We start from the raw sequence: 15,743 nt of genomic DNA on the forward strand, positions 1-15,743 counted from the left end.
ATTCTCCTTAAATGACTTTGGCTTCGTTTTTCAACTTGTCGATCAACGCGTCTACACTGTCCAGCTTAATACCTGCTTGTCGCTGAGCTGGCGCTTCCACTTTTAATTGCAAAATATGCTGCTTGAGCTCCACACCAAAATCGGCTGGAGTCTTCAATTCTAGAGGCTTTCGCTTAGCTTTCATGATGTCTGGTAATTTGGCATAACGTGGTTCATTCAGACGAAGGTCAGTCGTAACAATTGCAGGCAGTGTCAGTGATAAGGTACGTAGACCACCATCTACTTCGCGGGTAACCAGGGCTTTGTCTCCTTCAACAGTTACTTTCGAGGCAAAAGTGCCCTGAGGACGACGAGTTAAAGCAGCAAGCATCTGGCCAACTTGATTATTATCGGAGTCTATCGATTGCTTGCCTAGGATCACCAGCCCAGGCTCCTCAGCTTCCATCACTTTGGCAAGCAGCTTAGCGACATTTAATGGCTCAGGTTGGCTTTCAGTTTCGATATGAATAGCGCGATCCGCACCAAGCGCCATGGCAGTACGCAGCTGTTCCTGAACGGCATTAGGACCAATTGAAACCACCACTATTTCAGAAGCTATACCAGCTTCTTTTAGACGTATTGCCTCTTCAACTGCAATTTCACAAAAAGGATTAAGAGCCATTTTCACATTGCTCAAATCTACGTCTGAATTATCAGACTTCACGCGTACTTTTACGTTGTAATCAATAACGCGCTTGACGCTAACAATTATTTTCATAAATAGGTCTCGATATTATTTATTAAGTAATTTAGTTTTTATTCGGCAAAACTTTTCCACGATTCAATAAACCTTTTGGGTCCATCGCTTCTTTTAGCCTCATCATTAGTGCTATTTCACCAGGGTTTCTAGATATGCTTAGGTGATCTTTTTTCTTTAATCCTATTCCATGTTCTGCTGAAATGGATCCACCTATTTCCTGCAGTGGCTTATAAACTAAACTCTCAATTTTAATACGCGTTTCTTCATTGGAATCCCCTGTCGAAATTGAGACATGCAAATTGCCATCACCTAAATGCCCAAATACAACAACTTTGGCATCTGGCCAGATTTTTCTCACCGACACCTCTAGTTCATTAACATAGGTATCCATGTCTACTATTGGTAGGCTAATATCAAAAACAAAGCGTGGAGCAATTAATTCAGAAAGCCCTTCGATATCCTCCCGAATAGCCCAAAGACGGTCACGTTGTGTATCGGAGTTTGCTACTACGGCGTCGCTTAAAAGCTCTTTTTCAAAAGCCGATGTAATCGCCTGCTCAAATCGTTGAGCTGTCTCAGCTTGGTCATTCCCCAAACTCTCTATCAACACATAAAAAGGCGCATCCGTATCTAGAGGGGCATTATGACGACCGCTTTCTTTCGTCAATAATGCATAATAACTGCGCCACATCACTTCAAATGCACCGAGCTCTCCTCCTAATGTTTGTCTCATGTGCTGCAGTAACCCAACAAGACTTTCAAAGCTGTCACAAGCGACTAGGGCCGTTTGTGACGCAGACTGCTGTGGTTGCAATTTGAGAACCGCACGGGTAACAATTCCAAGTGTTCCCTCACTTCCGATGAACATATGTTTTAAATCATAACCAGCGTTATTCTTCAGCATGTTGTTCATTGAGCTGACCACTGAACCGTCAGCCAGTACCACTTCAAGACCTAGCACTTGATCACGCATCATGCCGTAACGGATAACTCTTATACCGCCTGCATTCGTCGCAATATTGCCACCGATAGTACAAGACCCTCGAGCCCCTAAATCCAACGCAAACTGCATCCCGATTTGCTCCGCAGCCTCTTGAACGATTTGAAGTGGCACCCCAGCCTGAACGGTCAAAGTGCCGCCCACAGGATCGACCGATTCAATTTCAGTCATACGCTCAAGCGAGATAACTAACTCATTCGATGCTGCTACAGCACCGCGCACCAACCCAGTCAAACCACCATGTGTCACGACTGGCTGATCCGCTTCGTAACACAAAGCCATTACTTGCGATAACTGATCAGCACTAGCTGGTCTGACAAGCGCTAACGCCAAACACGGCTCTTTTGTAATCCAATCTGCAGGTCGAGCACGAACATCCTCACCACGAAGGATATTTTTTGCACCCACCACTTTTTCTATGAAATCCAACAAAGTATCCATACGAACCCTCAACCTTATAATAAGTTTGAATATAAAAATCTTTATAAACAGGCAGGGTTAACCCTTACCTAAAAAAGGAAATAAATATTTTTTTAATTTAGAATTAAGTCTTTAAATCAGAATAATGGCTTTCTATTTATTCCTATAAGCAAGCCATCGTTTAAAAGAAAAGAAAATTGACCCAAGTGTCAGTACGATAAAGAACCATGTAATCGGTCCTCTGAAGAAAATAGACATGTCATAGTTACCAATTAACAATGATCTCCTAAGGTTATCTTCAAACATAGGGCCTAATATGAATCCTATTAAAAAAGGTGCAGAAGCAATCCCAGTTTTATTGAATATATAACCTAGAACACCAAAGCCCATCATTAACCAAATATCAAACGTATTGTTATTGACGGCATAGGCACCATAGACACAAAACATCACAATGATTGGGAATAATATTTCCTTTGGAACATCTGCGATTTTTGAGAAATATTTTATAGCGCCAAGCCCAACTACTAATAAAAATAAGGAGCTGACCATGATTCCTATGAAGAGCGCGTAGATGAGCGAGAGATTATCTTGGAACATTAAAGGACCAGGTGTCAGTCCATGAATCATGAATGCCCCCAGAATAATCGCCGTCACCACATCTCCAGGAATCCCAAGAGAAAGCAAAGGAATCATAGTTGCCCCTGCTACACCGTTGTTTCCAGCTTCGGCTGCTGCAACGCCCTCTATTTCACCTTTACCAAAATTTTCTCTATTAGGAGATTTTCTTCTCGCCTCACTGTAAGAAATAAAGGCTGCTGCGGTCGCACCACTACCTGGAATAGCACCAATGATGACGCCAATGAAACTGCCTCGAACAATCGTTTTAAGACATCTTTTAAACTCACTCCAAGAAACCTCTTTACCATTTGCATTGATAACAATTTTTGATGCGACTTTTCGTTGGTAAAAATCAATCACTTCAGGGATAGCAAAAAGACCAATTAGCAGGGGTATGAACGAGATTCCATCCATCAAATTGTAGTCATCAAAAGTGAGTCTTTGAGATCCATAAACAGGGTCTAAACCTACTAAGGAAATCATGAGCCCTAATGCAGCCGCTAAAAAGCCTTTGAGAACTGAAGCCCCTGATAAAGACACGATGATGGTCAGGGAGAAACAGATAAGCCAAAAGAATTCCGGAGCACCAAAATTTAAAGCTATTTTCGCAAGGTACGCAGCAAAAAATATCAGTGAAATATTAGATATGATATCGGCTATCACTGAAGAATATAGGGACATTTTTAGTGCTTTCTTCGCCTCGCCATTTTGCGCCATAGGATAGCCATCCAATAGCGTACAAGCTGAAGCAGGTGTGCCTGGTGTACGGATCAATATTGCTGTTATCGACCCACCATACATACCACCTTTATATATCCCCACTAGTAGAAGTATCGCTGAGACAGGCTCCATAGAGAATGTAAAAGGCAATGCTAACGCCACAGCCATGGTTGTTGTAAGCCCAGGAATAGCACCAATTACAACACCTAAAAAGACACCGATAGCAATTGCAATGAAGTTATCCCACACAAAAAAGAGCGATAAAACTTCTGAAAAATTTTCCATAAAACAATCCTAAATATACTCAAGAATCTTATTTAATAAGGCATTACAGGTAATGGCACACCTAGAACCTTGGTAAACAATAAAGTGATAACAACAGGAATAATAAATGCGAGGCTATATACCCATTTTTTTCGAATTGGGTGAGCAGCAAAGAGTATAAGAGTGGCTAGGACGCCACTAAATATGGCGCCAATTAACTCAAAAAAAGACAAATAGACTACCAACGCCAGAGCCATTAACAAAAACCGTAAAACGGGGCCTCGTTCAGAACCAGCGGATTCCTTATTGTCTTTATCATTACGGAATAAACCTTGGATAATGAGCAAAATCGCTATTAGAAAAATCAACCACCCCATATAACGAGGTAGCCAGCTTGGAGACATCATAGGATTCTGAACCATTGCCGGCTCAGTTACATATTGAGGGACAAGATAAAACAGTAACAGACAAGCCAAGGCCAGCATCACACTGCCAACCAAGACTGTCGAAATATCAGCAGATGATTGCTTAGAACCTTTGAACATTTTAGGTACCTTATTAAGCTTACTAGTATTTAGAGAGGTAAGAAAAAACCTACCTCTCTCGCTCGGTAGCCGCATTAGTTCTGACGAACACCAGCTTCTTCAGCAACCATTTTCCAACGTTCAACTTCTGAGGCGATGAAAGACTTAAACTCCTCACCAGAAACAGAGCTCTTCTCAGCGCCCATTTTATCGATGAATTCAGTAAACTCTTTTCTTTCTTTCACGCGCTGCAATGCCGCTTGCAATACCTCAACACCTTCATCCGGGAAGTCATTTCCTGCAATTACGCCATTCCACACCGTTGTCACAAACCCTCCCAAATCATAACCTTCAGTTTCTATAACCGTTGGCACATTAGGTAATGCCTTGAAACGAGTTTTTGAAGTAACTGCAAGGGCTTTTAAACCACCAGACTGAATATGAGGAAGAACGGTAGAAGCGTTCTCAAATGAGACATCAACATCCCCACTTAAAAGAGCAGGAAGTGCTGCACCACTGCCAGGGAATGGAACAGCAGTAAGTTTTGTTTTAGTCAGTGTTTTAAATAACTCCCCAGACATATGTATGGAGCTGCCTACTCCTGGATGACTGAAGGTCATAGGCTTAGATTTAGCCGCTGTAATAAATTCAGCAACGGTGTTATACGGACTACTAGAAGGCACAACCATAATATTTGGAGCATCAAGCAGCTTTTCTATAAATTTGAAATCGCTTACAGCGTCATAAGGAAGGTTAGGATAGATGGAAGCTCCAATTACATGTCCAGGTGATGCCATCAAAATTGTGTGATCAGCATCACGACCACCACGAGCAAGTCGACCCGTCGCTACCGTTGAACCAGCACCAGGTCGGTTCTCTACTATGATGTTTACGTCCAGTTCTTTTTGCAGTAAATCCGCCACTTGACGCGACAGTACATCCGTATTGCCACCCGCAGAATACGGCACTACTAAGTGAATATCCTTCGTTGGCCAATCAGCATAAACAGTACTTGCCCCCAATCCCATCACAACACTTGAAGTAGCAAGGGAAATCGCGATAACAGCATTTTTAATCTTCATTTTTTGCCTCTTTTATTTTTATTTCGGCTTTGGATTTTATTTGTATGTTCGATACACATACTCTTAAAAAGACAAGCACAAGACAACATCAAAATATGAACACCTTTCATTCATTTTATGAATGCATGATTTTTTCATGTTTTACCCTCCTCAAAAAAAACACATATAGAAAAATTAAAAAAAACCAACAAAAACAAAAATTAACATTTTCAAAAACTAAAATCGCATAAGGAAAGTAATCACTCCAAATCTAAATAACTTCAAGATCAATGTCCTTATCCTACTAGAAAATATTGAATTAAAGGCCTTCCATTCAAATTTGGAATGATGTTATGCATATAAATCGCTTTATGTTTTGAGCTAATCTACATCAAACTGATTCGTGTTAAAGGTTTAAATGAACCTACTCGTCCGCAGATTAAAAAAATCCAATTAAATAATTCTGAAAGGTTTTTAACCATGCAGCCAAAGAATGAGAGTTTTGTTAATCCATCTGAAATCCGTGCGCGGTTTTCTAAGCACATGTCTGATATGTACCGAGAAGAAGTGCCTCTTTATGGTGACCTACTCACTTTAGTAGAGGACATAAATCAAGAAGTACTAGAAAAATCACCAAATACTAAAGCTCATTTAGAACGAACAGGCGAGTTGAAACGCCTATCAATGGAACGTCATGGTGCTATTCGTGTAGGCACACCATCTGAGCTTTCAACGATTCGTCGTCTTTTTGCCGTCATGGGAATGGAGCCAGTTGGATACTACGATTTAACACCTGCTGGTGTACCAGTGCACTCCACAGCGTTTCGCGCAGTACATGAGGAAGACTTACAAATCAGTCCTTTTCGAGTTTTCACATCGTTACTTAGACTCGAATTGATAGATAACTCAGAGACACAGCAACTCGCAGCAGACACACTGGCTAAACGACAGATATTCACTCCGAGAGTATTAGAACTAATCGAACAGTTTGAACTCAACGGTGGACTGAGCCAAGCTAATGCTGAGACTTTTATTGATGAAGCGTTAGAAACGTTTCGCTGGCACACGACTGCAACCGTCACAAGTGACGAATATAAAAAGCTACATGATCAGCACAGATTAATTGCGGATGTGGTTGCTTTCAAGGGTCCTCACATCAACCACTTGACCCCTCGCACGCTAGATATCGACCAAGTTCAAACTCAAATGCCAGCTCGAAATATTACGCCGAAAGCCGTTGTTGAAGGCCCACCACGTCGTAATTGCCCTATTTTACTGCGCCAAACTAGCTTCAAAGCCTTGCAAGAAAAAGTGGCGTTCAGCGACCAAGGCAGTGAAGCAGGCAGCCACACTGCTCGTTTCGGCGAGATTGAACAACGTGGTGCGGCTTTGACTCCAAAGGGTAGAACGCTATATGACGAATTACTGAATGCTAGTCGGTCTGAATTGAAAGAATTTCCTAATGAGGAAAATGCACAGCTCTACACAGAAATACTAGAAAAACACTTTTCTCAGTTCCCAGACAGTCATAAAGAAATGCACGATCAGAACCTCGCCTACTTCCGCTATTTTGTAACGAACAAAGGCTATGAGGCATTGAACAATAAAACATTTCCAACTAATTTAAAGGACTTGATTAACGCCGGCTACATCGAGTACGAGCCGCTAGTATATGAAGACTTCCTACCTGTTAGTGCTGCTGGAATTTTCCAATCAAACCTCGGAGATAACGCTCAAACAGACTACAAAATTTCATCCAATCAGACAGAATTTCAAAATTTTCTTGGGGCAGAAGTACTTAACGAGCTAGCTCTTTATGCTAATACGCAAAAGCGATCAATAATCAAATGTGGCGAAGCACTCAATCTTGCACAGCTTAAAGCTTAATATCAAATAGTGGAGCCGAATCCAAACTACCTGTTTGCAATGCATTCATGAACATTGCAAACAGTCCAAACGCATGTAAGTACACCACTAACTAAGTGATATATTTCGCTCATTGGCGATAAAAATCGGCTAGAAAATCTGACTAAAAAAGTATCTGTAGGATTAATCGCAACTCAGCACTAATCGACGAAGAAGAGAGCTAACCACTCTTTTTTTATGCCTGCACGAAAATGACAGTAATATCACTCACATCATAAGCGCAAAAAACAAGCTCAAAAACTGCTAAACACTACCAAAAAACGGATAACAAAGGATAAGAAATGGATAAAGTAAGGATAAAGTAAGGATAAACAGACACAAAAAAAGGGCTTACGAATTAACGTAAGCCCTTGATTCTATTACTTAATTATGTGGTAGGACTAAGCAGATTCGAACTGCTGACCTCTACCATGTCAAGGTTACTTTGAATATTCCCTTACATGGCAATGAACTACTTTATATAACGTATTCAATGCCTTAGTAAACATACATCCTTTGAATCAAAGCAATATAAGGCAATAAAACTCTATATCAGGGGATTTTGGCCCATTTTGATCCCATCTTGGTCCATGACCTCTACCCTTCGAATCAAAGCATCTCAAATTAGCCCATACCTTAAAAGCAAAAATCCCCATAAATACATGATTTCAATTGCTTTGAATCAAAGAATACTTTTGGACATTTTTGTTACTTTGATTCGTAGTAAACTTGAATTTTCGTGGGATTACAATCTTCCCATCACCACAAAAGGTCTACAAAAATAACCTATAAAGTATTATTTTGTAGACCAAGCCACAAAAAAATTTGCTGGAAACTAACCTATTCACGCTCAATTTTTCCTTATAGCGACTTCCATTTACTCACTCTTCACAACGACTAGAATGTAATTACCCACACTATTCAAATTAACCTTTGATCTGATAAACCACCATATTCAGATTGAAATATGATTTTATTAATAGTGTTATGTGGATATGGCAGCAAGAAAACTGGCCTAACTTTACATGGGATAAAAATGTTATAAAGCCCATGTTAAGAGAAGCGCGCCTTAACCAAGGGGTTCTATTGGGTAAAATGGTCAGTCAATCCCATGATAAAAAGCAAAGTATGCTGGATACACTTTTGGCCAACATCGTGAACTCAAGCGCCATTGAAGGTGAAAAACTGAATGCCTTTTCAGTACGCTCCTCACTAGCCAACAAATTCGGTTTGACAGAAGAAAACTCGTTTCCTACTACTGAGCAAACTGATGGGATCGCTGAGATAATGATCGATGCCATTGAGAACCTTGATTCAACACTGAGTTTAAAGAGAATTCTAAATTGGCATGAAAAACTATTTCCTAAAGGCTATGCCATGCTCAGCCCTATCATGTGTGGCCAGTTACGAGGAAGTGAACCAATGCAGGTTGTTTCTGGTCGTATTGATCGTCCTACCATTCACTTTGAAGCCCCGCCACGAGAAGTGCTTGATACAGAATTAGATCATTTTATCCGATGGTTTAATGACTCAAAAAAAGAAGCTTCACTAGATCCATTATTAAGAGCCGCTATCACTCAAATTTGGTTTGTCACTTTACATACATTAAACGATGGAAACGGTCGTATCACTCGATAACTTACAGACCTAGCATTAGCTCAAGCTGAGAGCCAATCTGTTCGATTTTATGCAATGTCAGTGAGCATATTGGCAAATAGTAAAAGCTACTATGAAATCCTTGAACAAACACAAAAAGGGAGCGTAAACATCACAACATGGTTAGAGAAAGGGACTTATTCGCATGTTCCATAACAAGTCAAAATACATTGGCAGAAACTACATGAGGATTTTCGAGTTTAATAATGTCTAGTAAAATCGGAGACACTCAGATGAGTCCATTCCATTGCTTACCTTGGAACATCAACCCCACTCCACTTCCGTGACAAGCATATAACCTGCGCCATAGACGGTTTTGATTAGAGCATTTTTATCATTTTCTGGTTGGATTTTTTTACGCAAGCGAGAAACGCGTACGTCAATACTGCGATCATAAGGCACTGTATTTTCTCCCAATAATTGGTCACGTGACAGTATTTGATAGGGATGTTTAAGTAGAGCCATTAGCATATCTGCTTCTGCGCGACTCAAGGTTTCTTGACGTGGTGTATCAGTATTGAGTGTAAGTGACCCAGGATGATAAGTAAGCCCAGAAAATCGAGCGTATTGAGTTTTATTAACAGGCTTTTCTTCGTGTAATTGCATACGCCGCTGCAAGCTTTGCACCCGTGCGACTAATTCACGCGGTTCAAAGGGTTTGGTTATGTAATCGTCTGCTCCGAGTTCAAGTCCAAGCACACGATCAGTGAGGGCGTCTCTTCCTGACACTATAATAATGCCGATATTTTTGTGCTGTAAGCGTCGAATCAGGTCGATGCCGTCCATGTCGGGTAATGTCAGATCAATAATACAAATATCTGGTTGTTTAGCCGCAATTTTTTGCTCTGCTTCTAGACCATTACCAAAGTATTTTGTGTCAAAATAGAATTGATTCAGTGTATTACAAATCAAGGTTCCCAGATCTTTTTCATCTTCAACGATATAAATCAGACATTTCTTAGTCATTATTGTGTCCTGAATTATTTATAAAGTTTGCCTCTATTGCATTAAATAGTGCATTGCTATCAAAAGGCTTTTGTAAAAAAATACCGTTGTATTCAATGTTCACCAGTTTATCGCTATAACCTGTCATCAGAATAAAAAAGGCTTTGGGGTATTTTTTTTGAATCAACACATTCACATCATAACAAGTTGCTGATCCTGGCATCACTGCGTCTGATACCACGCCTACTAAAGAAGGTAAGCCCATGTTAAGTAGATTCATAGCTTCATCGGCGGTGCTGGCTTCGATCACAGCGTAGCCTAACCCCACCAGCTGCTGACGGACAACAGCGCGAACATCTTGGTTGTCTTCTATTAACAGAACCAGTGCGTCTTTACTTTCTTTTGACAAGCGTTTTGTAGTGGGCAAAATGCATAGAGAGCTGTTATTTATACCATCAGTCGCAGGTAATAAAATCTCAACACAGGCGCCAATATCGTCGTTATTCGCTACTCGCATATAACCTTTTGACTGTTTAACGAAACCAAACACCATGCTCAATCCAAGCCCAGAACCCGCACCAGATAATTTAGTGGTATAAAACGGTTCACACGCTTTAACTAAGGCTTCCGGCGTAAAGCCCGTTCCACTGTCTTGTATCGTAAATAAAACATATTGCCCCGGTGAAATAGACTCATCAAAAGAATAATGAGTCGACAAGGTAGCGCCATTGACCTTATTAACGGCTAAGGTTAATCGTCCACCTTTTAACATGGCGTCGGCGGAGTTCAACATCAGATTTACCAATGCGTCTTCCATAAGGGCCGAATCAACATAAATAGCTGGGCAGTGGTCTATAACTTGGGTTATCAAGACAATATTGTCTGGTAAAGGCGCGGAAATAAGTTCTACCACATCGCGAATAAGAGACTTAGGCTCAATATAACTAGGAGACAATGGCTGACGACGAGAAAAAGCCAATAAGCGCCGAGTTAAATCAGCACCACGACGAGTGGCTCTTATTGCTGGTACTAAGTGATAATTCCATTTTTGTGGAAACGTATCTTCAAGCTGCAATTCTAAAAGATTACCCAAAATGATGGTGAGTAAATTATTAAAATCATGGGCAAGACCACCCGATAGCTGCCCTACCGTTTTCATTTTACTGGCTTCAGCCAAGCGATTTTCAGTTTCGCGTTCTTTGGTAATATCAATCGATAATGTTAGCAAGCCCACTACCTTTTTATTATCATCATAAAAAGGCAATACCGTTCGTCGCGTTAAAATAGGTTTACCCTTGTCAATTAAAGGGTATTCATAAATAACGCGTTCACCTTGCAGCGCACGTTCAATATGTGGGCTTATTGCGTCATACATTTCAGCGTTCACAACACTTGAAATAGGCTTACCAACAATACTGTCTTTGGTTTCGTTAAAAATTTCGAGGTATTCACGATTGGCAAACACAAAATGCAAATCGCTGTCTAAATAAGCGACTTGTGCTGGCAGGGCATTAAGAATGAGTCGCTGTCTTGCCTCAGCAGCCCGTAATTCAGATTGGGTTAATTCCAGTCTTTGCACAGCCCCTAACAGCTGTTGATTACTGTCTGATAAGCCTTGGGTCCGCTCTGCAACTCTAAGATTTAAGGTGGTAATATTATCCCGTAAACATGACACCATATAATCAAACGACTCAGCGAGCACGCCCAGTTCATCATTACGTTTAATGCCCGTTTTTGCCATCAAATCGCCTTTATTGATCTTTTGCGCTGTCAATGACAGCTTACGAATTGGCGAAGTAATCCATTTAGCAAATAAAAACGCCAGCAGCGCACCAACGAATAAACCCACAACGCCAATAGCCACAATACGCTGGCTCAATTGGATCGAGCTGAACATCAAATCATCAAAGTATACCGATGAACTGATGTACCAATCAAAACCAGACAAGTGTCGTGTAAGCGACAACTTTTCGTAATTGTAACGTCCTGGGTCATCAGGACGATCCCATTTGTAATACAGCTCTTCACCAGTATCCGCCATCGCCATCAAATCTTTGTAAATCGGATGGCCTGTCACAGGGTTGAGCTGTGTTTTGAAGTTAATGCCATTGATATTAGCATTAGGGTGGAACAGCATGTTGCCGTTTGAGTCAAACACATACAAATAGCCGTTATTCGCAATATTAATGTCTTTTAGAACGTCAGCAATGTCTTTAACCGCTTTTTCTTTTTGTGCGGCGATCTCTTTTTCAAGGTCGTCAATGTAAACACCAGCCCCAATAACAAAGCCCCATTGAGCCATGTTTTTAACAAAAGAGTATTTATCAATGATCTGCGTTTCGTTAAGCCGATTCCACTTATATTTGTAAAAGCCTTCGTTTTCTTTAAGCGCTAAATCCACCAACTTTGGAATGACAAGCTCGCCATCAACGTCAGTGTAAAGCGACAAATCAGAGTCATTAAAAAGTGGCGATGGATGGGCTAAAATTTTCGCATTGTAGTCTGTTATCCATACATACCCTTCAAAGCCAAACTTAAAATGACGCAGACTAAAAAAAATGTCCTGCCAAATTTCTTCTTCAGAACGTCCTTTCGCTCTGCCATTCACAACAGCACTTTCAATGTAGTTTTCAGTGAGTTCCACAATGGATTTTAAACGCTGCTCATGATGACTTAAGGTACGATTAATGTAGGTATCGGAATTAAAGGAAATACTACTGGCTAAATCATAAACAACGTTTAACACCTGACGATTAGAATTGAGCTCTAATTTAAACACATTGTTTTTAATCAAAGGGACAGAAAAAAGGTAAATAGCACCGAAAATACTACTTATCAGCAGTATTAATAAGACAAACAGTCGAAGAGTAATAGCCGACATACGAAACATGATTTTCTTCTTTTTTTTATTAGAACCTAATCCTATCACAAACTTTCTTGGCGCCATCGGCTTGTTACATTTGGTTAGAATTGGAAAATAGTTTGGCAATATTTCTCATCTAGTATCAGTGCAAATATAAAAATAACAACACAAGCAGACCTGTCTGCTTATTTGCATAGAGTAAATACGATGTCTAAAACAGAAGCGGATTTTATCCTATCAACACAACACCTTAGCAAAGGCTTTAAAGGCTTTACCGCGGTAGATGATGTGAACCTCAATGTTTCTCGTGGTGATATCCATGCCTTGATTGGACCAAACGGAGCCGGTAAAACCACCGTTTTTAACTTACTGACGAAATTTCTTCCGCCCTCGTCTGGAAAAATTCTGTTCAATAATCAAGACATCACATCTCTGGATCCAGCAGCTATTGCACGCTTAGGCGTGATTCGTTCTTTTCAAATTTCCGCTGTTTTCCCTAATCTGTCTGTGCTGGAAAATGTGCGTGTTGCCTTGCAGCGTAAAGAAAAAAATAGCCTGCACTTTTGGACTTCTGAGCGTGTACTAAACAAGCTAAACGATAAAGCGATTGAGCTGCTTGCCTCTGTTGGCTTAGAAAGCTTTGCCTACAGCAAAACCACCGATTTATCGTATGGCCGAAAACGCGCACTGGAAATCGCCACAACATTGGCACTTGAACCAGAGCTCATGCTGCTCGATGAACCAACTCAAGGCATGGGGCACGAAGACATTGACCTAGTCGCCGACTTAATTAAAAAAGTCTCTCAAAATCGCACTATTTTGATGGTAGAGCACAATTTACACGTAGTTTCTAAATTAGCTGACAAGATTACAGTACTGCAGCGCGGCGCGATTTTAACTGAAGGCGACTACGCTACCGTCTCCGCCAACCCTCAAGTTCGTGAAGCCTATATGGGCACAGAAACGGTTGATCAGGAGGTGTCCGCATGAGCCATAATTCTCGCGAAAAACTGCGCATTACCAATTTGCACGCCTATTACGACGAATCGCATATTCTGCACGGCATCGATTTGTCCGTAATGCAAGGCGAACTCGTCACCTTGTTAGGCCGTAACGGTTCAGGTCGATCTACTACCTTAAAAGCGATTATGAACATGGTAGGCAAACGCAGCGGTGAAATTGTTGTGAATGGCCAAAATACCATGACCATGCCTGCTCACAAAATTGCTCATCTTGGGCTGGGATTTTGTCCGGAAGAACGTGGCATTTTTGCCAGTTTAAGCGTCGAAGAAAATCTTTTGTTACCACCACAAGTGCGATCTGATGCCATGAGTCTCGAAGAAATATATGCAATTTTTCCTAATCTTCATGAACGTCGCACCAGTCAAGGCACTCGCCTTTCGGGCGGCGAACAGCAAATGCTCGCATTAGCACGCATTTTACGCAGCGGCGCCAATATTCTTTTATTAGATGAAATCACCGAAGGCTTAGCACCAGTGATTGTGCAAAAACTCGCCGAGGTGCTAATGCTGCTTAAAAGCCGCGGCCTTACTATTTTATTGGTTGAGCAAAATTTTCGCTTTGCCGCCCCCATTGCTGACCGCCATTACATTATGGAACACGGTCATATCGTAGAAGAAATCTTAGCCGCCGAGCTAAGTTCAAAAAGCGACCTACTCAATACCTATCTAGGGGTGTAATCCCAGATAACACCAGAAGCACAATAAAAATAATCACACGCTTGGAGTATTAACATGCAATTACAGAAAAAAGTCTTATCCAACCTTATCACTGGCATCGTTGTTGCGACCATCACAAGTACCGCGGCAGCAGCCACCGATGGCAAAATCAAAATTGGGGTACTGGCTGACATGGGAGGCACTTACGCCGACTTATGTGGCCCAGGCTGCGTTATTGCCACCCGTATGGCAATTGAAGACTTTGGTGGCAAAGCGTTAGGAAAAGACATTGAACTAGTTTCTGCCGACTCTCAACTTAAACCAGATATCGCCTCTTCCGTGGCGCGTAAATGGGTCGAAAACGAAGATGTTGATGTGATCGGCGGCTTAGTCTCTTCTGCTGTGACTGGCGCCGTAACACAAGTAACTAACAACAGTAAAAACATCACCTTGATCACAGGCTCTGCATCAAACGCCTTCACCACTAGCGCCTGCTCGCCCTACATCGCTCATTGGACTTACAACGTTGTAGCTTTAGCCAATGGCACCGTGAAGCAAATGGTCAACGAAGGCAAAAATAAATGGTTTTTTATTACGGCGGATTACGCCTTTGGGCATGCGCTGGAAGGCGTTTCTATGAAAGTCATTGAAGCAAACGGCGGCGAAACCGTCGGCACGGTTAGAGCGCCATTGGGCACCACCGACTTCTCTTCTTACGTACTGCAGGCTCAAGCGTCCGGCGCCAATGTTGTGGCACTGGCTAACGCTGGCAACGATACCGTTAACGCCCTAAACGCGGCGGCGGAATTTGGTTTAACCGATTACATGGACATTGCAGGCTTATTGGTCTTCACACCAAACGCCCAAGCCATGGACCCAGATACAGCCCAAGGTATGCGTTTAACCACCGGCTTTTACTGGGACATGGACGACCAAACTCGTGCTTGGAGTAAGCGTTTTGAGGCTTTACACGGTGCGATTCCTTCTATGGCACACGCCGGAGCTTACTCGGCCACTATGCATTACTTAAAAGCCGTAGACGCTGTTGGTACAGATGATTCTGATGCGGTCATGAAGCAAATGAAACTCACCAAGCCAGATGATTTTTTCGCTCGTAATGCAACATTACGAGCCGACGGTCGCATGGAGCATGACATGTTACTGGTCGAAATCAAAAAAGCGGCTGACCGTAAGAACAAAAACGACATTTATAACATTGTCGAAGTGATTCCTGGCAATAAAGCCTACAACCCGATGTTGCCAAGCTGCGCGTTCTAATCTTGGTAGTACTGAGGAAAGCCGGATCCGGCTTTCCTGATTTTCCACACAGTTTACATTCAAGGTAG

General features: G+C 41.6%; 12 protein-coding genes. 5 read left to right on the forward strand and 7 right to left on the reverse strand.

Going from position 1 to position 15,743, the window contains the following annotated elements:
* Window positions 1–7 precede the first annotated feature (7 nt).
* From BUA59_RS03725 to BUA59_RS03745, 5 genes are all read right to left on the reverse strand, one after another.
* On the reverse strand, window positions 8–757 hold the full coding sequence (locus BUA59_RS03725) for an electron transfer flavoprotein subunit beta/FixA family protein (RefSeq protein ID WP_072838374.1): 750 nt from the start codon (window positions 755–757) through the stop codon (window positions 8–10).
* Between the two features lie 31 nt (window positions 758–788).
* Complete coding sequence (locus tag BUA59_RS03730; RefSeq protein ID WP_072838375.1) at window positions 789–2,180, reverse strand: FAD-binding oxidoreductase; 1,392 nt, start codon at window positions 2,178–2,180, stop codon at window positions 789–791.
* 132 nt (window positions 2,181–2,312) lie between these two features.
* Window positions 2,313–3,785: a tripartite tricarboxylate transporter permease gene (locus BUA59_RS03735; protein ID WP_072838376.1), complete on the reverse strand. Its 1,473-nt coding sequence runs from the start codon at window positions 3,783–3,785 to the stop codon at window positions 2,313–2,315.
* 32 nt (window positions 3,786–3,817) lie between these two features.
* The gene (locus BUA59_RS03740; RefSeq protein ID WP_072838377.1) at window positions 3,818–4,309 is read right to left on the reverse strand and encodes a tripartite tricarboxylate transporter TctB family protein; all 492 of its coding nucleotides are present in this window, start codon (window positions 4,307–4,309) and stop codon (window positions 3,818–3,820) included.
* Between the two features lie 74 nt (window positions 4,310–4,383).
* The gene (locus BUA59_RS03745) at window positions 4,384–5,370 is read right to left on the reverse strand and encodes a Bug family tripartite tricarboxylate transporter substrate binding protein (RefSeq protein ID WP_072838378.1); all 987 of its coding nucleotides are present in this window, start codon (window positions 5,368–5,370) and stop codon (window positions 4,384–4,386) included.
* Window positions 5,371–5,829: 459 nt separating this feature from the next.
* Here BUA59_RS03745 and hglS point away from each other — a divergent pair, with 459 nt between their 5' ends.
* Together hglS and BUA59_RS03755 are read left to right on the forward strand one after the other, a co-directional pair.
* Window positions 5,830–7,236, forward strand: a complete 1,407-nt coding sequence (gene hglS, locus BUA59_RS03750) for a 2-oxoadipate dioxygenase/decarboxylase HglS (RefSeq protein ID WP_072838379.1) — start codon at window positions 5,830–5,832, stop codon at window positions 7,234–7,236.
* A 1,005-nt stretch (window positions 7,237–8,241) separates the two neighbouring features.
* Window positions 8,242–8,892: a Fic family protein gene (locus BUA59_RS03755; RefSeq protein ID WP_217653720.1), complete on the forward strand. Its 651-nt coding sequence runs from the start codon at window positions 8,242–8,244 to the stop codon at window positions 8,890–8,892.
* Between the two features lie 282 nt (window positions 8,893–9,174).
* On the opposite strand, the gene BUA59_RS03760 is transcribed toward BUA59_RS03755, so the two are convergent.
* Both BUA59_RS03760 and BUA59_RS03765 read right to left on the reverse strand, forming a co-directional pair.
* Window positions 9,175–9,876, reverse strand: a complete 702-nt coding sequence (locus BUA59_RS03760) for a response regulator transcription factor (RefSeq protein ID WP_072838380.1) — start codon at window positions 9,874–9,876, stop codon at window positions 9,175–9,177.
* Entirely contained in the window at window positions 9,869–12,745 is a 2,877-nt protein-coding gene (locus BUA59_RS03765) for a cache domain-containing protein (RefSeq protein ID WP_072838381.1), read from the reverse strand. Before BUA59_RS03765 ends, BUA59_RS03760 begins: the two co-directional genes overlap by 8 nt.
* Before the next feature lie 180 nt (window positions 12,746–12,925).
* On the opposite strand from BUA59_RS03765, the gene BUA59_RS03770 reads away from it, so the two are divergent.
* The 3 genes from BUA59_RS03770 to BUA59_RS03780 are packed head-to-tail and all read left to right on the forward strand — an operon-like array spanning window position 12,926 to window position 15,675.
* Window positions 12,926–13,708, forward strand: coding sequence for an ABC transporter ATP-binding protein (locus BUA59_RS03770; RefSeq protein ID WP_072838382.1), 783 nt, complete (start codon window positions 12,926–12,928; stop codon window positions 13,706–13,708).
* Window positions 13,705–14,418, forward strand: a complete 714-nt coding sequence (locus BUA59_RS03775) for an ABC transporter ATP-binding protein (RefSeq protein ID WP_072838383.1) — start codon at window positions 13,705–13,707, stop codon at window positions 14,416–14,418. The genes BUA59_RS03770 and BUA59_RS03775 overlap by 4 nt, the downstream gene beginning before the upstream one ends.
* 54 nt (window positions 14,419–14,472) lie before the next feature.
* On the forward strand, window positions 14,473–15,675 hold the full coding sequence (locus BUA59_RS03780; RefSeq protein ID WP_084122125.1) for an ABC transporter substrate-binding protein: 1,203 nt from the start codon (window positions 14,473–14,475) through the stop codon (window positions 15,673–15,675).
* Window positions 15,676–15,743: the final 68 nt, after the last annotated feature.

The organism is Marinomonas polaris DSM 16579 (genome assembly GCF_900129155.1).
Taxonomy (GTDB): domain Bacteria; phylum Pseudomonadota; class Gammaproteobacteria; order Pseudomonadales; family Marinomonadaceae; genus Marinomonas; species Marinomonas polaris.

Excerpts from the sequence above, each read along its gene's own strand:
- BUA59_RS03780 (WP_084122125.1), top strand. The coding sequence starts at position 14,473 with ATGCAATTACAGAAAAAAGTCTTATCCAACCTTATCACTGGCATCGTT.
- BUA59_RS03740 (WP_072838377.1), bottom strand. The coding sequence starts at position 4,309 with ATGTTCAAAGGTTCTAAGCAATCATCTGCTGATATTTCGACAGTCTTG.
- BUA59_RS03730 (WP_072838375.1), bottom strand. The coding sequence starts at position 2,180 with ATGGATACTTTGTTGGATTTCATAGAAAAAGTGGTGGGTGCAAAAAAT.
- BUA59_RS03745 (WP_072838378.1), bottom strand. The coding sequence starts at position 5,370 with ATGAAGATTAAAAATGCTGTTATCGCGATTTCCCTTGCTACTTCAAGT.
- BUA59_RS03755 (WP_217653720.1), top strand. The coding sequence starts at position 8,242 with ATGTGGATATGGCAGCAAGAAAACTGGCCTAACTTTACATGGGATAAA.
- BUA59_RS03770 (WP_072838382.1), top strand. The coding sequence starts at position 12,926 with ATGTCTAAAACAGAAGCGGATTTTATCCTATCAACACAACACCTTAGC.
- hglS (WP_072838379.1), top strand. The coding sequence starts at position 5,830 with ATGCAGCCAAAGAATGAGAGTTTTGTTAATCCATCTGAAATCCGTGCG.
- BUA59_RS03775 (WP_072838383.1), top strand. The coding sequence starts at position 13,705 with ATGAGCCATAATTCTCGCGAAAAACTGCGCATTACCAATTTGCACGCC.
- BUA59_RS03725 (WP_072838374.1), bottom strand. The coding sequence starts at position 757 with ATGAAAATAATTGTTAGCGTCAAGCGCGTTATTGATTACAACGTAAAA.
- BUA59_RS03760 (WP_072838380.1), bottom strand. The coding sequence starts at position 9,876 with ATGACTAAGAAATGTCTGATTTATATCGTTGAAGATGAAAAAGATCTG.
- BUA59_RS03735 (WP_072838376.1), bottom strand. The coding sequence starts at position 3,785 with ATGGAAAATTTTTCAGAAGTTTTATCGCTCTTTTTTGTGTGGGATAAC.
- BUA59_RS03765 (WP_072838381.1), bottom strand. The coding sequence starts at position 12,745 with ATGTTTCGTATGTCGGCTATTACTCTTCGACTGTTTGTCTTATTAATA.